The 17740-nt window shown below is 71.7% G+C and carries 18 protein-coding genes; 16 read left to right on the forward strand and 2 right to left on the reverse strand.

Features of this window, described 5'->3' with window-relative positions:
• Window positions 1-99 precede the first annotated feature (99 nt).
• Genes argC through BJ963_RS01270 form a run of 8 tightly spaced genes read left to right on the forward strand, consistent with a single transcriptional unit; the run spans window position 100 to window position 7755 of the window.
• Entirely contained in the window at window positions 100-1158 is a 1059-nt protein-coding gene (gene argC, locus BJ963_RS01240) for an N-acetyl-gamma-glutamyl-phosphate reductase (protein ID WP_179454028.1), read from the forward strand.
• Between the two features lie 43 nt (window positions 1159-1201).
• The gene (argJ, locus tag BJ963_RS01245) at window positions 1202-2356 is read left to right on the forward strand and encodes a bifunctional glutamate N-acetyltransferase/amino-acid acetyltransferase ArgJ (RefSeq protein ID WP_179454030.1); all 1155 of its coding nucleotides are present in this window, start codon (window positions 1202-1204) and stop codon (window positions 2354-2356) included.
• Window positions 2356-3303: an acetylglutamate kinase gene (gene argB, locus BJ963_RS01250; RefSeq protein ID WP_425484706.1), complete on the forward strand. Its 948-nt coding sequence runs from the start codon at window positions 2356-2358 to the stop codon at window positions 3301-3303. Before argJ ends, argB begins: the two co-directional genes overlap by 1 nt.
• 26 nt (window positions 3304-3329) lie before the next feature.
• Window positions 3330-4556, forward strand: a complete 1227-nt coding sequence (locus BJ963_RS01255; RefSeq protein WP_179454032.1) for an acetylornithine transaminase — start codon at window positions 3330-3332, stop codon at window positions 4554-4556.
• A 50-nt stretch (window positions 4557-4606) separates the two neighbouring features.
• Entirely contained in the window at window positions 4607-5545 is a 939-nt protein-coding gene (gene argF, locus BJ963_RS01260; RefSeq protein WP_179454034.1) for an ornithine carbamoyltransferase, read from the forward strand.
• Window positions 5542-7002: an argininosuccinate lyase gene (gene argH / locus BJ963_RS01265; RefSeq protein WP_179454036.1), complete on the forward strand. Its 1461-nt coding sequence runs from the start codon at window positions 5542-5544 to the stop codon at window positions 7000-7002. Before argF ends, argH begins: the two co-directional genes overlap by 4 nt.
• Window positions 7002-7124, forward strand: a complete 123-nt coding sequence (locus tag BJ963_RS19325) for a hypothetical protein (protein ID WP_018190175.1) — start codon at window positions 7002-7004, stop codon at window positions 7122-7124. The genes argH and BJ963_RS19325 overlap by 1 nt, the downstream gene beginning before the upstream one ends.
• Window position 7125: 1 nt before the next feature.
• Entirely contained in the window at window positions 7126-7755 is a 630-nt protein-coding gene (locus BJ963_RS01270) for a DNA-3-methyladenine glycosylase (protein ID WP_179454038.1), read from the forward strand.
• A gap of 22 nt (window positions 7756-7777) precedes the next feature.
• On the opposite strand, the gene BJ963_RS01275 is transcribed toward BJ963_RS01270, so the two are convergent.
• Both BJ963_RS01275 and BJ963_RS01280 read right to left on the reverse strand, forming a co-directional pair.
• Window positions 7778-8380 (reverse strand): hypothetical protein, encoded by a 603-nt coding sequence (locus BJ963_RS01275; protein WP_089912983.1) that lies wholly within the window; start codon window positions 8378-8380, stop codon window positions 7778-7780.
• Window positions 8377-9006 carry a DNA-binding protein gene (locus tag BJ963_RS01280; protein ID WP_179454040.1) on the reverse strand — a complete coding sequence of 210 codons (630 nt, stop codon included), beginning with the start codon at window positions 9004-9006 and terminating at the stop codon, window positions 8377-8379. Before BJ963_RS01280 ends, BJ963_RS01275 begins: the two co-directional genes overlap by 4 nt.
• A 155-nt stretch (window positions 9007-9161) precedes the next feature.
• Between BJ963_RS01280 and tyrS the strand changes: the two genes are divergently transcribed.
• From tyrS to xerD, 8 genes are all read left to right on the forward strand, one after another.
• Window positions 9162-10511, forward strand: coding sequence for a tyrosine--tRNA ligase (tyrS, locus tag BJ963_RS01285; RefSeq protein ID WP_179454043.1), 1350 nt, complete (start codon window positions 9162-9164; stop codon window positions 10509-10511).
• A 22-nt stretch (window positions 10512-10533) separates the two neighbouring features.
• Window positions 10534-10695, forward strand: coding sequence for a hypothetical protein (locus BJ963_RS01290; RefSeq protein WP_179454045.1), 162 nt, complete (start codon window positions 10534-10536; stop codon window positions 10693-10695).
• The gene (locus BJ963_RS01295; protein WP_179454047.1) at window positions 10682-11482 is read left to right on the forward strand and encodes a TlyA family RNA methyltransferase; all 801 of its coding nucleotides are present in this window, start codon (window positions 10682-10684) and stop codon (window positions 11480-11482) included. The genes BJ963_RS01290 and BJ963_RS01295 overlap by 14 nt, the downstream gene beginning before the upstream one ends.
• A gap of 98 nt (window positions 11483-11580) precedes the next feature.
• Complete coding sequence (locus BJ963_RS01300; protein ID WP_089912972.1) at window positions 11581-12498, forward strand: NAD kinase; 918 nt, start codon at window positions 11581-11583, stop codon at window positions 12496-12498.
• Window positions 12491-14233: a DNA repair protein RecN gene (recN, locus tag BJ963_RS01305; RefSeq protein WP_179454049.1), complete on the forward strand. Its 1743-nt coding sequence runs from the start codon at window positions 12491-12493 to the stop codon at window positions 14231-14233. Before BJ963_RS01300 ends, recN begins: the two co-directional genes overlap by 8 nt.
• A 39-nt stretch (window positions 14234-14272) precedes the next feature.
• Window positions 14273-16000 carry a CTP synthase gene (pyrG, locus tag BJ963_RS01310; protein WP_343037206.1) on the forward strand — a complete coding sequence of 576 codons (1728 nt, stop codon included), beginning with the start codon at window positions 14273-14275 and terminating at the stop codon, window positions 15998-16000.
• Window positions 16000-16659, forward strand: coding sequence for an NUDIX domain-containing protein (locus BJ963_RS01315; protein ID WP_179454051.1), 660 nt, complete (start codon window positions 16000-16002; stop codon window positions 16657-16659). The genes pyrG and BJ963_RS01315 overlap by 1 nt, the downstream gene beginning before the upstream one ends.
• Window positions 16656-17561 carry a site-specific tyrosine recombinase XerD gene (xerD, locus tag BJ963_RS01320; RefSeq protein WP_179454053.1) on the forward strand — a complete coding sequence of 302 codons (906 nt, stop codon included), beginning with the start codon at window positions 16656-16658 and terminating at the stop codon, window positions 17559-17561. Before BJ963_RS01315 ends, xerD begins: the two co-directional genes overlap by 4 nt.
• Window positions 17562-17740 lie beyond the last annotated feature (179 nt).

The following is a 17740-nucleotide window of genomic DNA, read 5'->3' on the forward strand; positions in this document are numbered from 1 at the left end:
GCCGAAGCTAGGCGGCGTTCCGGGCGGTCCTGACCAGTGGATCGACGTGGGCGCCGCCGTCGCCGAGACAACCGTCGTCCACTCGAACAAGGAACAAGCATGACTTTCTCGGTCGCCGTCGCAGGCGCTTCCGGATACGCGGGCGGTGAGCTGCTGCGCATCCTCGCCGGGCACCCGGAACTCGAGGTCCGCACCGTCACCGCGCACCAGAACGCGGGCCATCCGCTGATCGCGCACCAGCCGCACCTGCGCTCGCTCGCACACCTCACCCTGCAGGACACGAGCGCGGAGACCCTGAGCGGGCACGATGTCGTCTTCCTGGCGCTGCCGCACGGCACCTCGGGCGAGATCGCCGCTCAGCTCCCGGCCGACACGATCGTCGTCGACTGCGGCGCCGATCACCGGCTGGAGGACCCGGCCGACTGGGCGGCCTTCTACGGCGGCGAGCACTTCGGCGCCTGGGCCTACGGTGTTCCGGAGCTCCCCATCGGCGGGAGCGCGGGGGGGCCCGGCAAGCAGCGCGACCACCTCGTCGGGGCCCGGCGGATCGCCGCCCCCGGCTGCAACGCGAGCGCGGTGTCGCTCGCTCTCGCCCCGGGCATCCAGGCCGGGCTGATCGACGACGAGGACATCGTCGCGGTGCTCGCAGTCGGCCCGTCGGGTGCGGGCAAGTCGCTGAAGACGATGTACCTGGCGAGCGAGATCCTCGGGTCCGCGAACCCGTACGCGGTCGGCGGGACGCACCGGCACATCCCCGAGATCCAGCAGAACCTGCGGAAGGCGGGCGCAGGATCGCCGACCGTGTCGTTCACGCCGGTGCTCGTCCCGATGTCGCGCGGCATCCTCGCGACCTCGACCGCGCGCGTGAAGCCCGGCGTCACCGCCGAGCAGGTCCAGGCCGCCTGGGAGGACGCATACGCGGGGGAGCCGTTCGTGCACGTGCTGCCCGCCGGAGTCCTGCCGCGCACGTCCGATGTGCTCGGGGCCAACACCGTCCTGATCGGCGTCGCCCTCGACGCCGCCGCCGGCCGGGTCGTGACCGTGCTCGCGATCGACAATCTCTACAAGGGGACGGCCGGAGCGGCCATCCAGTCCGTCAACATCGCCCTCGGACTCGACGAGACCGCGGGCCTGACCGTGAACGGAGTCGCACCGTGACGCGTACGCCAGCCATCGCACCGACGGCGACGGGAGCACGGTCGTGAGCGTCACCGCCGCATCCGGGTTCGCCGCAGCGGGCGTCGTCGCCGGCCTCAAGGCGAGCGGCCGGCGCGATCTCGCCCTCGTCAGGAACCTCGGCCCGCTGAACGCCGCTGCCGCCGTCTTCACCACCAACCGCTGCAAGGCGAACCCGGTGCTGTGGAGCCAGCAGGTCATGCAGGACGGCGTGGTGTCCGCGATCGTCCTCAACTCGGGCGGTGCCAACTGCTACACCGGGTCGCAGGGCTTCCAGGTCACGCACGCCACCGCCGAGGCCGTCGCGACCGAGCTGGGCGTCTCAGCGGGTGACGTCCTGGTCTGCTCCACGGGCCTGATCGGTGAGCAGCTGCCGCTGGACAAGCTGGTCGCCGGAGTCACGACGGCCGCCAACGCGCTCGCCCGCGACGCGGGGCTCGGAGCGGCGGAGGCCATCATGACCACCGACACCCGGGCCAAGGAGGCGCAGTTCCGGTCGCCGAACGGCTGGACGGTCGGCGGCATGGCGAAGGGCGCCGGGATGCTCGCGCCCGGGCTCGCCACGATGCTGGTCGTCGTCACGACCGACGCGGTGCTCACCTCCGGACGGCTGGATGCGGCCCTGCGCCGTGCGACGCGGGTCACCTTCGACCGCCTCGACTCGGACGGCTGCATGTCCACCAACGACACCGTCGCCCTCCTGGCCTCCGGCGCCAGCGGCGTGGAGCCGGGCGACGAGGAGTTCGCGCTGGCGCTCACGGCCGTCTGCCGCGACCTCGCCGAGCAGCTGCAGGCGGACGCCGAGGGCGCGTCGCACGACATCGCGATCGAGGTCGTGAACGCCGCGAGCGAGGACGACGCGGTCGTCGTCGGCCGGGCCGTGTCGCGCAGCAACCTGTTCAAAGCCGCGATCTTCGGCAACGACCCCAATTGGGGCCGCGTGCTCGCCGCCGTCGGCACGACCGACGCGGAGTTCGACCCGTACGGCATCGACGTCGCCATCAACGGCGTCCAGGTGTGCACGTCGGGCGAGCCCGACCAGCCGCGCGACCTGGTCGATCTCACGCCGCGCGCCGTCCACGTCCTCATCGACCTGCACGCGGGCGACGAGACGGCGACCATCCTGACCAACGACCTCACGCACGACTACGTGCACGAGAACAGCGCGTACGCCAGCTGATGACGACGACGGACGACATGGACACGCCGGCGACAGGCACCGACGAGGCAGCAGAAGCCGCCGAACGCGACCACGCGGATGCGGCGGCGAAGGCCGAGACGCTGATCGAGTCGCTGCCCTGGCTGAAGACCTTCCACGACCGCATCATCGTGGTGAAGTTCGGCGGTAACGCGATGGTGAACGAGGAGCTGCAGCGCACCTTCGCGGAGGACATGGTCTACCTGCGCTACGTCGGTCTGCGGCCGGTCGTGGTGCACGGAGGCGGCCCGCAGATCTCGGCCATGCTCGACCGGCTCGGGATCGACTCCGAGTTCCGCGGCGGCTACCGCGTCACGACCCCCGAGGCGATGGAGGTCGTCCGGATGGTGCTGACCGGGCAGATCAACCGCGACATCGTCGGCAACATCAACAAGCATGGTCCGCTCGCCGCCGGTCTCTCCGGCGAGGATGCGGGGCTCTTCCAGGGCAGACGGCGCGCAGCGGTCATCGACGGGGAAGAGGTCGACCTGGGGCTCGTCGGCGATGTCGTCGCGGTGGACCCGGAGGGCGTGCTCGCGCAGCTGGCGGCGGGGCGCATCCCCGTCGTGTCGTCGATCGCGCCGGACATCGACGACGCGGGCCAGGCACTGAACGTCAACGCGGATGCGGCCGCGGCAGCGCTCGCGGTCGCGCTCGGCGCGGCCAAGCTGGTCATCCTGACCGACGTGGCCGGGCTCTACAGCGACTGGCCGAACCGCGACTCGCTGCTGTCGAAGATCGGGGCGGACGAGCTGCGCGAGCTGCTGCCGTCGCTGGAGTCGGGCATGATCCCGAAGATGGCGGCCTGCCTGGACGCGGTCGACGGTGGAGTGGAGAAGGCGGCGATCATCGACGGGCGGGTGCCGCACTCGATCCTGCTCGAGGTGTTCACGCAGTCCGGCATCGGGACGGAGGTGGTGCCCGCGTGAGCGAGGACCAGGAATTGAACAGGACCATGACGGAAGAGCCCGAGAACCGGGTGCCCGGTGCGCAGTGGCGTGACGGGGCCTGGCGTGCGCCGTTCGGCGACGCGATCATGCGCACCCTGGCGACGCCCAAGGTGATGCTGTCGCGCGGCGAGGGCTGCCGGGTGTGGGACGTCGACGGCAACGAGTACCTCGACTTCCTCGCCGGGATCGCCGTGAACTCGCTCGGACACGCGCATCCCGCCCTGGTGGATGCGGTGGGCCGGCAGGTCGCGACGCTCGCGCACGTCTCGAACTACTTCTCGACCGCTCCGCAGCTCGAGCTCGCCGGGCGCCTCCGGGCCATCACGGGTGCGGGCGACCGCGGCCGGGTGCTGTTCGGAAACTCGGGCGCAGAGGCCAACGAGGCGGCGTTCAAGCTGGCGCGGCTGAACCGCGGACCGCACGGGCGGAAGACCCGCGTCCTGGCCCTCCACAACGCGTTCCACGGCCGCACGATGGGGTCGCTCGCGCTCACCGGCAAGCCGCCGATGCGGGAGGCCTTCGAGCCCCTCCCCGGCGGTGTCGAGCACATCGACTCCACCATCGCCGCTCTCGAGGCGGCCATCGACGACCATGTCGCCGCGCTCTTCGTCGAGCCGATCAAGGGCGAGGCCGGCGTCCTCGACCTGCCTGCCGGCTTCCTGAAGCGGGCGCGCGAGCTCACCGAGCAGCACGGCGCCCTGCTGATCATCGACGAGATCCAGACCGGCGTCGGCCGCACCGGCGCGTGGTTCGCGTACCAGCACGAGGGCATCCTCCCGGACGCGGTCACCGTCGCGAAGGGCATGGCCGGCGGCGTCCCCATCGGCGCTCTCGTGACCTTCGGCTGGGCCTCCGACCTGTTCACCCAGGGCCAGCACGGGTCGACGTTCGGCGGCAACCCGCTCGCGACCGCGGCGGGCAACGCCGTACTCGCCGAGATCGAGCGCTCCGACCTCGTCGGCAACGCGGCGCGTCGTGGGGAGGAGCTGAAGGCGATCATCCGGTCGCTCGAGTCGCCTCTGATCGACGATGTCCGCGGCCACGGCCTGCTCATCGGCATCGGCCTGACGGACGGCGAGGCGCACCGCCTCTCGGACGCCGCGCTCGCCAACGGGCTGATCATCAACGCGCCCAACGAGTCGAGCATCCGGCTGGCGCCGCCGCTCATCGTCGGCGACGCCGAGCTGGCGGAGTTCCGCGACCGCTTCGCGCGGGCTCTCGCCGCCCTCTGACCCCGGGCCGACCAGCGGCCGACCACCCCCACATCCACGAAAGGGCCAGCATGACCCGGCACTTCCTCCGTGACGACGACATCACGCCCGCCGAGCAGGCGGAGATCCTGGACCTCGCGGCCGAACTGAAGCGCGACCGGTTCTCGGCGAAGCCGCTCGCCGGCCCGCAGACCGTCGCCGTGATCTTCGACAAGACCTCCACGCGCACCCGCGTCTCGTTCTCCGTCGGCATCGCAGACCTCGGCGGCAGCCCGCTGATCATCCAGAGCGGCGAGAGCCAGCTCGGCGGCAAGGAGTCGCTCGCCGACACCGCCCGGGTGCTGGAGCGCATGGTCGCGGCGATCGTCTGGCGCACCTACGCGCAGGCGGGGCTGGAGGAGATGGCCGAAGGGACGCGGGTTCCCGTGGTCAACGCGCTGTCGGACGACTTCCACCCGTGCCAGATCCTCGCCGACCTGCTGACCGTGCGCGAGCACAAAGGACGCACCGCGGGCCTCGTCATGAGCTACTTCGGCGACGGCGCGAACAACATGGCGCACTCGTACCTGCTGGGCGGGGCGACGGCGGGCATGCACGTCCGCGTCGCGGCGCCGGCAGGCTACGCGCCCGCCGCGGCCATCGTCGCGGACGCGCGGGCGATCGCCGAGCGCACCGGCGGCTCGGTCACGGTGCTGACCGACCCGGCCGAAGCGGCGGCCGGCGCGGATGTCATGGTCACCGACACCTGGGTGTCGATGGGCAAGGAGGACGAGAAGGCCGAGCGCGTCGCCGTCTTCGGCGACTACACGGTCGACGCGCGCCTCATGGGGCTCGCCGCCCCGGACGCCGTGTTCCTGCACTGCCTGCCCGCCTACCGCGGCTACGAGGTGACCGCCGACGTGCTCGACGGCCCGCAGTCCGTGATCTGGGACGAGGCCGAGAACCGCCTGCACGCGCAGAAGGCGCTGCTCGCCTGGCTGCTCGCCAAGAACGAGGAGGCCGCAGCATGAGCGATACGGAGCAGACCGGCGGAGTCGGCCGGACCGGGGAGGGCTCCCTCTGGGGCGCGCGCTTCGCCGGCGGGCCGTCGCCAGAACTCGCCGCGCTGAGCAAGTCGACGCACTTCGACTGGGAGCTCGCGGTCTACGACATCGCCGGATCCCGCGCGCACGCCCGCGCCCTCGCCGCGGCGGGGTACCTCTCGCCGGAGGAGCTCGACGGCATGCTGGCCGCCCTCGACAAGCTCGACCGCGATGTCGCCTCCGGTGCGTTCGTGGCGGCCGAGACCGACGAGGACGTTCACGGCGCCCTCGAGCGCGGCCTGATCGAGCGGGCGGGGGCGGAGATCGGCGGAAAGCTGCGCGCCGGCCGCAGCCGCAACGACCAGATCGCCACGCTGGTGCGGATGTACCTCCGCGACCACGCGGGTGTCATCGCCGAGCAGCTCATCGCCCTGATCGACGCGATCGCCTCCCAGGCGGACGCGCATCCCGCCGCCGTGCTCCCGGGGCGCACGCACCTCCAGCACGCCCAGCCCGTCCTGCTCGCCCACCACCTGCTCGCGCACTGCTGGCCCCTGGTGCGCGACCTGGACCGCCTGGCCGACTGGGACCGCCGGGCGGACGTCTCGCCATACGGGTCGGGGGCGCTCGCCGGCTCGACGCTCGGACTCGACCCGCTGCTGGTCGCCCGGGAGCTCGGGTTCGCCCGCAGCTCCGAGAACTCGATCGACGGCACCGCCGCCCGGGATGTGGTGGCCGAGTTCGCATTCGTCGCCGCCCAGATCGGTGTCGACCTCTCGCGGTTCGCCGAGGAGATCATCCTCTGGAACACCCGGGAGTTCGGGTTCGTCACCCTCGACGACGCGTACTCGACGGGCTCGTCGATCATGCCCCAGAAGAAGAACCCGGACATCGCGGAGCTCGCGCGCGGCAAGGCCGGCCGGCTCATCGGCAACGCCACGGGCCTGCTGACCACCCTGAAGGGCCTGCCGCTCGCGTACAACCGCGACCTGCAGGAGGACAAGGAGCCGGTGTTCGACTCGGTGCGGACGCTCGAGACGGTGCTGCCGGCGTTCACCGGCATGGTCGCGACCCTGCGCTTCCACACCGACCGGATGGCGGAGCTCGCTCCCCAGGGCTTCTCGCTCGCGACCGACGTCGCGGAGTGGCTCGTGAAGCAGCACGTCCCGTTCCGGACCGCGCACGAGCTGAGCGGCAGCCTGGTGCGCTTCGCCGAGGAGAACGGACTGGAGCTGCACGAGGTCGACGACGAGCAGCTGGCGGCTATCTCGCCGCTGCTCACTCCCGAGGTGCGCACGGTGCTCTCGGTGGAGGGGTCCGTCGCCAGCCGCGACGGTGTCGGCGGGACGGCCCCTGCCCGGGTCGCCGAGCAGCTCGCGGCGCTCACCGATCACGTGAGGAAGGCCGCGCTGGCCCTCCGCGCATCCAGAAGGGACCTGGTCTGATGGCGCGTTTCGAACCGGAGCGGAAGCGGCCGTGGATCATCCCGGCCGTCGTGGTGCTGGCCGTCGCGGTCATCGTGATCGGCCTGGTCGTCGCCGTCGCCGCGGGCGGCCGGATCTTCTGACGTGACGCTGTACCGCCCGGAGCGCGACATCTTCCTGGCGTCGTCGCTGGAGGTCGCGCCCCGGCTCCTCGGCGCCGTGCTCCGGCACGAGACGCCCGAGGGCACGGTGGGGCTGCGGATCACGGAGGTCGAGGCGTACATCGGCGACGGCCTCGACCCCGGGTCGCACGCCTTCCGCGGCCGCACCCGGCGGAACGCGGTCATGTACGGGCCGCCCGGTCACCTCTACGCCTACTTCACGTACGGGATGCACGTGTGCGCGAACATCGTCTGCTCGCCGGAGGGGGAGGCGTCCGCTGTGCTGCTGCGAGCGGCCGAGGTCGTCGAGGGGGTGGATCTCGCCGAACTGCGGCGCATCGGGACGAGCGGCCGCACCATCCCGCATCGCGACCTCGCGCGCGGGCCGGCGAGACTGGTCGTCGCCGCGGGCATGAGCCTCGCCGACGACGGCGCGGATCTCTTCCTCCCGCCGTTCGAGCTGCTGCTGCCGACGGAGCAGGCGGAGTTCTCCACCGGGCCGCGGACCGGGGTGTCGGGCGCGGGCGGCGGGGCGGCCTATCCCTGGCGCTACTGGCTGACCGGCGACCCGACCGTGTCGCCGTACAAGCGGCACCCCCGGTCGGACGACTGAGCGGATGGCGTCCGGGCCGGCGTCAGCCCGCGACGATCCGGAAGACGGCCGCGCAGGCGCACGCCCAGATGATGCTCGTCAGGGTGCCGATGATGAAGCGCTCACGCGCCTCGGCCTCCTCGAGCTCCGTGAACCGGCCGACGCCCTTGATGGCGACCAGGACGGCCAGCCCCTCCGGGAAGCCGGCCATGATCGTGCCGGCGGCCGCCAGCCGCTCCAGCAGGCCGATGGTGGTCCCGCCGCGGAGCACCTCGCGGGTGGTCTCGCCCTCGGGCGTCATCGCCCGGACCAGGATGCCGCCGTGCGCGCTCGGCTCGGTCGTGCTCCGCGTCGCCAGGGCCAGAACGAGCTGGGAGACCGGCCAGCCGCCGAGGACGGCCAGGGCGAGGGCGGCGGCGCCGATCAGCAGGCGCAGCGCGAAGGGCGCGTGCTGCGCCGGGATGAGGACGACCACGAGAGAAGCGGCCAGCAATCCGGTCGCGCAATAGACCAGGGGGCGGCGCGGCGTCCGCAGGGTGGCGACGATGCAGCCGAGGGCGGCGAGCAGCAGGAGGAGCGCGAGCACCCAGAGCGCGTGCGGCGCCACCTGGTTCAGCAGCACGGGAACCGGCGGCCACGTCGTCATGCGTCCTCCTCGGGTGTCCGCCGATCGGCCTGGGCCGCGTCGGCACGTGCCAACAGCCTAGTCAGCGCGGGGATCGCCGCCAGCTCGGCGCGGATCGCCCCGGCCCGCGCGCGATCGCTGGCCGACTGCGGGGTGATGCCGAGGCGCGCGCCGGCCTCGGCCTGGGTCAGACCGGACGAGACGAGGTCGTAGAGCTCCCAGCCGGCGGCCGTCCGGCCCTCGCGGAGGGTCAGCAGCAGGACGAGCAGCGCCTCCGCGTCCGCCGCCGGCTCCTCGGCGGCGACGGCCTCGACGGCGAACCGCGCGGGGGAGCGCTTGGCACGCGTGACGGCGGAGCGCGCCGCGATGAAGGCGTCGCCGGTGGCCTCTCGGGTGCTCTCCGGGAGCGGCAGGCGAACGTCGCCGAGGCCGAGCCCCACGCTCCACGCGCCCTCGCGGGTGAGGTGGAGGACGAGGTCGAGGGCGGTGGCGGGATCGGCCGTCAGCGCCTGCAGTTCGTCCCCGGCGTTGCGGTCGGGCGGCAGGGCGAGGCGCTCGCCGTAGCGGTCGCGGATCGTCTCGAGTGCCGGGGCGACGATGTCGGCGCGGCGCCGGCTGTCGACCTGGTCGGCGGTGATCACGAACATGCGAGCTCCTTCATCAGGGCTGTGGGCCTGATGACAACCGTATCAGGTCTCTGAGCCTGATGTCCAGGTGATCAGGCCTGTGGCCCTGATCCTGCTCCGGTTCCGCTCCGGCCCCGCGCCCCACCGGGCCGGAGACCCGCTGATAGCCTGAACGGGTGTCAGAAACCGCCCTCTCCCGCGACCCGAGCACCAGCGCACGCGACCTCCGTGCGCACGGCCTCGCCGCGCAGACCAACGACGCGTCCTTCGACGACGTCTGGGACGAGCTGAAGTGGCGCGGACTCATCCACGTGTCGACGGATGAGGCCGCCCTCAAGGAGCTCCTGGCCGGCGACCCGATCACCTACTACTGCGGCTTCGACCCGACCGCGCCGAGCCTCCACCTCGGCAACCTGGTGCAGCTGCTCACCATGCGCCGCCTCCAGCTCGCCGGCCACCGGCCGCTCGGACTCGTCGGCGGCTCCACCGGCCTGATCGGCGACCCCCGCCCGACCGCCGAGCGCACGCTCAACACCAAGGAGACCGTCGCCGAGTGGGTCGGCTACCTGCAGGCGCAGGTCACCCGCTTCCTCTCGGACGACGGCGAGAACGCCGTCCGGCTCGTGAACAACCTCGACTGGACCGCGCCGATGTCGGCGATCGACTTCCTGCGCGAGATCGGAAAGCACTTCCGGGTCGGCACCATGCTCAAGAAGGATGCGGTGGCCGCGCGCCTCAACTCCGACGAGGGCATCTCCTACACCGAGTTCAGCTACCAGATCCTGCAGGGGATGGACTTCCTCGAGCTCTACCGCCAGTACGGCTGCATCCTCCAGACCGGCGGCAGCGACCAGTGGGGCAACCTGACCAGCGGGACCGAGCTCATCCGCAAGGTCGAGGGCGCCCACGTCCACGCCATCGGGACGCCGCTGATCACCAACAGCGACGGCACGAAGTTCGGCAAGAGCGAGGGCAACGCGGTCTGGCTGGACCCGGCGCTGACGACGCCGTACGCCATGTACCAGTTCTGGCTGAACACCGACGACGACGACGTGATCGACCGGCTGAAGATCTTCACCTTCCTCACGCGGGCCGAGATCGAGGAGCTGGCTCAGAAGGTCGCCGACGAGCCGTTCAAGCGCGAAGCGCAGCGCCGGCTGGCCTTCGAGGTGACGGCGCTCGTCCACGGCGTCGCCGCGACCGAGGCGGCGATCGCGGCCTCCCAGGCCCTCTTCGGCCAGGGCGACCTCGCCGACCTCGACCCGGCGACGCTGGAGGCCGCGCTGCGCGAGCTCCCCAACACGACCACCACCGAGCCGTCGACGACGGTCGCGCAGGCGCTCGTCGACACCGGCTTGACGTCGAGCCTCGGCGAAGCCCGGCGTGCGGTCGCCCAGGGCGGCGTCTACGTCAACAACGGGAAGGTCGAGGATGCGGAGCAGCCGATCGGCTCCTCGGTGCTGCCCGGCGAGATGGTCGTGCTGCGACGCGGGAAGAAGACGCTCGCCGGTGTCTTCGTCGCGTGAGCCTCTGACGTACGGTTGAGCCATGTCCGATGAACCGCAGGGATCGGCCGACCAGGACGGCCTCGTCGACCGGCTGGATGTGATCGAGGAGCAGCCGCTGGCCGTGCGGGCCGACGCCTACGCACAGCTCCACGAGCAGCTCCGACGCACCCTGGAGGGCGACGACGACCATGGCCGGAGCTGACCGCAGACTCGACGTCGCTCTGGCCGAACGCGGCCTCGCCCGCTCGCGATCGCACGCGGCCGCCCTGATCGCGGACGGGCTGGTCACGGTCGACGGGCAGCCGGTGGTCCGTGCGGCTGCGAAGGTCGGCGACGGGCAGGAGCTCGTGGTCGCCGGCGCCGACCAGTACGTCAGCCGCGGCGCGCACAAGCTGATCGCCGCCCTGGACGGGTTCGGGGTGGACCCGGCCGGACGGGTCGTGCTCGACGCCGGTGCGTCCACCGGCGGCTTCAGTCAGGTGCTCCTGGAGCGCGGGGCCGCCCGCGTGATCGCCGTCGATGTCGGACACGGCCAGCTCTCGCCCGCCCTGGCGGGGGAGGAACGGCTGGAGTCGTACGAGGGGGTCAACGTCCGGTCGCTCACCCCCGAGGTGCTCGCCGGCCTGACCGGGGACGATGCGCGCCCCGAGCTGGTCGTCGCCGACCTGTCCTTCATCTCGCTCACGCAGGTCCTTCCCGCGCTCGTGGCCACCGCCGTCCGCGGCGCGGACTTCGTGCTGCTCATCAAGCCGCAGTTCGAGGTCGGGCGTCAGGGTGTCCGCGAGGGCGTGGTCCGGGATGCGGGCTTGCGGGCCGACGCGGTGTCCGATGTGCTGTGGGCTGCGCACGACCTCGGCCTCGGGACGGCGGGCCTCATCCCGTCGCCGATCGCCGGAGGGCACGGCAACCGCGAGTTCCTGGTCTGGTTCCGCGTGGGTGCTCCGGACCCCTCCGGCCTCCGCGACGAGGTCGTCCGGCTTTCGCGCTAGGTGAACGTTCTCCACAAACCTGGCCGCGTGGCCTCGCCCTCCGCGTGAAAACAGACAGAATGGGAGAACGGCTTTCGACAGGAGGGAACGTGACACTGATGGGTGCAGCGACGCGGTACATCCTCGTCGTCGCGCACACCGGTCGTCAGGACTCCCTCGAGGCGGGTGTCCGGGTGTCCCGGCAGCTGCTCGACGCGGGCGTCGTCCCGGTGCTGAGCGCCGATGAGCGACGGGATCTGCTGGAGGCCGATCCGTCGCTCGATGCGGTCGCCGTGCTCGGCGACGATGTCGCGCCGAGCGACCTCGAGCTCGTCATCGTCCTCGGAGGCGACGGCACGATCCTCCGTGCTGCCGAGCTGGTGCGCGGGTGCTCGGCCCCGTTGCTCGGCGTGAACCTGGGGCACGTCGGCTTCCTCGCCGAGAGCGAGCGCGACGACCTCGAGACCGCGGTCGCCCGCGGGCTCGAGAAGGACTACGAGGTCGAGGAGCGCATGACGCTGTCGGCCCGCGTCAAGGTGGGCCGCGAGGTGGTCTACGAGAGCTGGGCCCTCAACGAGGCCACGGTCGAGAAGGCCAGTCGCGAGCGGATGCTCGAGGTCGTGATCGAGGTCGACGGCCGTCCGATGTCGAGCTTCGGCTGCGACGGCGTCGTGATGTCGACGCCCACCGGTTCGACGGCGTACTCGTTCTCGGCGGGCGGGCCGGTCGTCTGGCCCGGTGTCGCTGCCCTGCTCCTTGTGCCGCTGAGCGCGCACGCGCTGTTCTCCCGACCTCTCGTGGTGGATGCGGACTCCTCCCTCGCGGTCGAACTGCTCGATCGCGCGGGCGGCGCCGGCATCCTGTGGTGCGACGGCCGCCGTCCCTTCGACCTCCCGCCGGGCGCGCGCGTCGTCGTCCGGCGCTCGCCCATCCCGGTGCGGCTGGCGCGCCTCCACCCCGGGCCGTTCACCGACCGCCTCGTGCACAAGTTCGACCTCCCCGTGACGGGTTGGAGGGGGCCGGTCGGTCGTGACTGACGCGCGCGGCGGCATCGAGGAGATCTCGATCAAAGACCTGGGCGTCATCGCCGACGCCTCCCTCCCGCTCGGTGCCGGCTTCACAGCGATCACCGGGGAGACCGGCGCGGGCAAGACCATGGTGGTGTCGGCGCTCGGCCTGCTGCTCGGCGAGCGCGCCGACACCGGGGCGGTCCGACTCGGCAGTTCGCAGGCGTGGGTCGAGGGCCGCTGGCGCGTGCCATCGGCCGGCGACGTCGTCTCGCGCGTGCGCGACGCCGGCGGCGACGTCGACCCGATCGATGCGGAGGAGGCGGAGCTGGTGCTGAGCCGCTCCGTGTCCGCCGAGGGCCGTTCGCGCGCCGTGGTCGGCGGGCGGAGTGCGCCCGTCTCGGTGCTGACCGAGCTCGGCGAGCAGCTCGTCGTCGTCCACGGCCAGTCCGACCAGATTCGGCTGCGGTCGGCGATCGCTCAGCGTGCCGCCCTCGACCGCTTCGCCGGCCCGCAGTTCGCCGAGCAGCTCGGCACGTACGAGCAGGTCTTCCACCGGTGGCGCGACAACCGCGCCGAGCTCGACGAGCTGATCGCCGATCAGGACCGCCGCGCGCGCGAAGCGGAGGACCTGCGGGTCGCGATGGCCGAGATCGAGTCGGTCGCCCCGCAGCCGGGCGAGGACGACGAACTGGCCGAGCGCGCAGAGCGGCTCACCAACCTCGAAGACCTCCGGCTCGCCGCGGCTGCGGCCCGCGAGCTCCTGAGCGCTGAGGAGTCGGAGGGCACGGACGCCCTGGGCCTGCTGGACAACGCCCGCCGTCAGCTCGAGCGGGTCGCGCCGCACGACAGCGCGCTCCAGCCCCTGTCCGAGTCGGTCGCAGAGGCCACGTACCTGATCTCCGACATCGCCGCCCAGCTGTCGACCTATCTCGCAACGCTCGACGCCGACGGCGCCCACGAGCTGGAGGTGGTGCAGGAGCGCCGCTCGGAGCTGGCGATCCTCATCCGCAAGTACGGTCCGACGCTCGACGACGTCATCCGCACGCTCGAGACGGGCAGCCTCCGCCTGCTGGAGCTCGACGGCGACGCCGACCGCATCGGCGAGCTGACGCAGGAGGTCGAGGCGGACGAGGCCCTGGTGGCCGAACTCGCCGCGGAACTGAGCGCCGAGCGGACCGAGGCCGCCGCCCGCCTGTCGGCGGCGGTCACCGACGAGCTCTCCGCGCTGGCGATGCCGGACGCCCGCATCGTCGTCGAGGTGACGCAGCGCGACGACGCCGACCCGCAGACCTACACCGCGAGCGGCCGCGACCAGGTCGCCATCCTGCTTCAGCCGCATCCCGGCGCCGAGCCCCGCCCGCTCGGAAAGGGCGCGTCCGGCGGCGAGCTGTCGCGCGTGATGCTGGCCATCGAGGTCGTCATCGCGGGCAGCGACCCCGTTCCCACCTTCATCTTCGACGAGGTCGACGCCGGCGTCGGCGGCGCTTCGGCCATCGAGATCGGGCGCCGGCTGGCGCGGCTGGCCGAGACAGCGCAGGTCATCGTCGTCACGCACCTCGCCCAGGTCGCCGCGTTCGCCGGCAACCACCTCACCGTGGTGAAAGGCAGCGACGGCGCCGTGACCGCGTCCTCCGTCCGCCGTCTCGACGGCGACGAGCGCATCGCAGAGATGGCGCGCCTGCTCTCCGGCCTCCCGGACTCCGAGAGCGGTCTCGCCCACGCCCGCGAGCTGGTCGACATGGCGTCGGCCGCGCGCCGCTGAGGTCAGCCGGGCCCCCAGTGGGTGATAGGCTATAAGCCCGTGGTGGATTATTCAGACGCGGGCACTCAGAACGGCACTACCAAGCACATCTTCGTGACAGGTGGTGTCGTTTCTTCGTTGGGCAAGGGCCTCACGGCCGCCTCTCTCGGCAACCTCCTGACGGCCCGCGGACTGCGCGTCGTCATGCAGAAGCTCGACCCCTACCTCAACGTCGACCCTGGCACGATGAACCCGTTCCAGCACGGCGAGGTGTTCGTGACCGACGACGGCGCAGAGACCGACCTCGACATCGGCCACTACGAGCGCTTCCTCGACATCAACCTCGGCCAGTCGGCCAACGTCACCACCGGGCAGATCTACTCCAACGTCATCGCGAAGGAGCGGCGGGGCGAGTACCTCGGCGACACCGTCCAGGTCATCCCGCACATCACCGACGAGATCAAGCGCCGGATGCGGCTGCAGGCGCAGCCCGGACCGGACGGCGAGCCCGCCCCCGACGTCATCATCACCGAGATCGGCGGCACCGTCGGCGACATCGAGTCGCAGCCGTTCATCGAGTCGGCCCGCCAGGTGCGCCACGAGCTCGGGCGCAAGAACTGCTTCTTCGTGCACGTCTCGCTGGTCCCGTTCATGAACGCGTCCGGCGAGCAGAAGACCAAGCCGACGCAGCACTCGGTCGCCGCGCTCCGCTCCATCGGCATCCAGCCGGACGCGCTCGTGCTCCGCAGTGACCGCCCGGTGTCCGACAGCAACAAGCGCAAGATCGCGCTGATGTGCGACGTGGACGAGCAGGCCGTCGTGAACGCCGTCGACGTCCCGAGCATCTACGACATCCCGACCATGCTGCACGAGCAGGGGCTCGACGCGTACATCATCGACCAGCTCGGCCTCGACAAGGCCGGCGACGTCGACTGGGACGGCTGGGCGCGCCTGCTGGAGTCGGTGCACGACCCGAAGCACGAGGTCACCATCGGCCTGGTCGGCAAGTACATCGACCTGCCGGACGCCTACCTCTCCGTCACCGAGGCCCTCCGCGCCGGCGGTTTCGCCCACCGCACCAAGGTGAAGCTGAAGTGGATCGCCTCCGACGAGTGCCAGACGCCGGAGGGCGCAGCAGCGCAGCTGTCGGATGTGGATGCGATCTGCGTGCCCGGCGGCTTCGGCGTTCGCGGCATCGAGGGCAAGGTCGGCGCGCTCCGCTTCGCCCGCGAGAACGGCATCCCCGCGCTCGGCCTCTGCCTCGGCCTGCAGTGCATGGTCATCGAGTACGCGCGGCACGAGGCCGGCCTCGGCGGCGCGTCCTCGTCCGAGTTCGACCCGGACACCGAGTTCCCGGTGATCGCGACGATGGCGGAGCAGGTCGACATCATCGCCGGGGGCGACCTCGGCGGCACGATGCGCCTCGGCCTCTACCCGGCGACGCTCGCCGATGGCTCCCTGGTCTCCGAGCTGTACGGCTCGAACGAGGCGTCGGAGCGTCACCGGCACCGCTACGAGGTGAACAACAACTACCGCGAGCAGATCGCCGACGCCGGCCTCTGGTTCTCCGGAACCTCGCCGGACGGTCACCTGGTGGAGTACGTCGAGCTGCCGCGCGACGTTCACCCGTTCTATGTCGGCACTCAGGCGCACCCCGAGCTGCGCTCGCGCCCGAACCGCGCGCACCCGCTCTTCGCCGGGCTCGTCGGAGCCGCCCTCGACCGCCAGAAGGCCAGCCTCCTGTTCGAGGTCGCCGAGGCGGATGCCGAGATGGTCGCCGAAGCCTGATGGCGGAGGACACCGGGACCGCAGGCGCTGTGACCGCCGCTGAGCTGAACGACGAGCCCGTCACCCCGGAGATCGTGTCGTCGCAGACGGTCTTCACCGGAGCGGTCTGGAACATCCGGCGCGATGTCTTCCGCTACAACGGTGATGAAATCACGCGCGAGTACGTCGACCACACCGGAGCCGTCGCCATCCTCGCCATGGACGACGACGGGCGCGTACTGCTGATCCGCCAGTACCGGCATCCCGTCCGTCACCGCGACTGGGAGATTCCGGCCGGACTCCTGGACATGGCGGGCGAAAGCCCGCTGACCGCCGCGCAGCGCGAGTTGAGCGAGGAGGCCGATCTCCAGGCGGACGAGTGGAACGTGCTCGCGGACATGTTCAGCAGCCCGGGCGGCAACGACGAAGTGGTGCGCATCTACCTGGCCCGCGGGGTCCGGTCGACCGGAAGCGCATTCGCGCGGGAGGCCGAGGAGGCCGATATCGAGGTGCGCTGGGTGCCCCTCGACGAGGCGGTGGAAGCCGTCCTGCAGCGCCGGGTCCACAACGCGCCGCTGATGATCGCCTTATTCGCTGCCCGGGGGGCGCGCGACGGCGGATGGACGACGCTCGGCTCGGCGGACGAACCCTGGCCGAGCCACCCCAAGCTGCCGAGATGACCGTCGCGGCCGATGTCGACGCCTTCCTGAGGCATGTCGCCATCGAGCGCGGCCTCTCGGAGAACACCGTCGCCGCCTACCGGCGCGACCTCGCCGTGTACGCGTCCTGGCTGGAGGAGCAGGGGATCGGGGATGTCGCGGTCGTCACCCCGGCCACCCTGTCCGCCTTCGCCGTGCACCTCGGCACACGGGAGGAGTCGCCGCTGACGGCGTCGTCCCTCGCCCGGATGCTGTCCACGGTCCGCGGATTCCACCGGTTCCTGCTCGAGGAGGGGCGCGTGCCGGCCGACGCCGCACGCGACCTGCGGCCGCCCAAGCTCCCGAGCCGGCTCCCGAAGGCGATCACCGTCGACCAGGTGGCGGCGCTGCTCGCCGCCACGGACGGCGACGACGTCGCCGCGCTGCGAGACAAAGCGCTCCTCGAGCTGATGTACGCGACGGGCGCCCGGGTCAGCGAGGCCGTCGGACTCAACGTCGACGACGTCATCGACACCGACGTCGTGCGCCTGACCGGCAAGGGCAGCAAGCAGCGCATCGTGCCGCTGGGCGGCTACGCGCAGGCCGCCCTCTCCTCGTACCTGGTGCGCGCCCGGCCGGTGCTCTCGTCGAAGGGACGGGCGACGCCGGCGCTCTTCCTCGGCATGCGCGGCGCGCGGCTGTCGCGCCAGAACGTCTGGCTCATCATCCGGGCGGCCGCCGAGCGCGCGAAGCTCGACCAGGAGATCTCGCCGCACACGCTCCGGCACTCGTTCGCCACCCACCTGCTCGCCGGGGGAGCGGATGTGCGTGTCGTGCAGGAGCTGCTGGGCCACTCGTCCGTCGCGACGACGCAGATCTACACGCTGGTCACCGCGGACACCCTGCGCGACGTCTACACCGCCTCCCACCCGCGCGCCCGCTGACCCGCGACTGTGCGCACGCGGGCCCGCGATTCGCGCCGAACCGCATCCATTCGTGCCGAATCGCCGCGATTCGTCACGAATCGCCGGCCCCGCCCTGATTCAGGAAAGGCCCGATTCGTGACGAATGGTCGCGATTCGTGACGAATGGTCGCGATTCGTGACGAATGGCGGCGCGCGGC

Origin of the sequence: Leifsonia soli, from assembly GCF_013408745.1 — a bacterium.
Classification (GTDB): Bacteria; Actinomycetota; Actinomycetes; order Actinomycetales; family Microbacteriaceae; genus Leifsonia; species Leifsonia soli.

Coding starts and splice junctions, on each gene's coding strand:
- argC (WP_179454028.1), top strand. CDS start 100: ATGACTTTCTCGGTCGCCGTCGCAGGCGCTTCCGGATACGCGGGCGGT.
- argB (WP_425484706.1), top strand. CDS start 2,356: ATGACGACGACGGACGACATGGACACGCCGGCGACAGGCACCGACGAG.
- BJ963_RS01255 (WP_179454032.1), top strand. CDS start 3,330: ATGACGGAAGAGCCCGAGAACCGGGTGCCCGGTGCGCAGTGGCGTGAC.
- argF (WP_179454034.1), top strand. CDS start 4,607: ATGACCCGGCACTTCCTCCGTGACGACGACATCACGCCCGCCGAGCAG.
- argH (WP_179454036.1), top strand. CDS start 5,542: ATGAGCGATACGGAGCAGACCGGCGGAGTCGGCCGGACCGGGGAGGGC.
- BJ963_RS19325 (WP_018190175.1), top strand. CDS start 7,002: ATGGCGCGTTTCGAACCGGAGCGGAAGCGGCCGTGGATCATCCCGGCC.
- BJ963_RS01275 (WP_089912983.1), bottom strand. CDS start 8,380: ATGACGACGTGGCCGCCGGTTCCCGTGCTGCTGAACCAGGTGGCGCCG.
- BJ963_RS01280 (WP_179454040.1), bottom strand. CDS start 9,006: ATGTTCGTGATCACCGCCGACCAGGTCGACAGCCGGCGCCGCGCCGAC.
- BJ963_RS01290 (WP_179454045.1), top strand. CDS start 10,534: ATGTCCGATGAACCGCAGGGATCGGCCGACCAGGACGGCCTCGTCGAC.
- BJ963_RS01295 (WP_179454047.1), top strand. CDS start 10,682: ATGGCCGGAGCTGACCGCAGACTCGACGTCGCTCTGGCCGAACGCGGC.
- BJ963_RS01300 (WP_089912972.1), top strand. CDS start 11,581: ATGGGTGCAGCGACGCGGTACATCCTCGTCGTCGCGCACACCGGTCGT.
- BJ963_RS01315 (WP_179454051.1), top strand. CDS start 16,000: ATGGCGGAGGACACCGGGACCGCAGGCGCTGTGACCGCCGCTGAGCTG.
- xerD (WP_179454053.1), top strand. CDS start 16,656: ATGACCGTCGCGGCCGATGTCGACGCCTTCCTGAGGCATGTCGCCATC.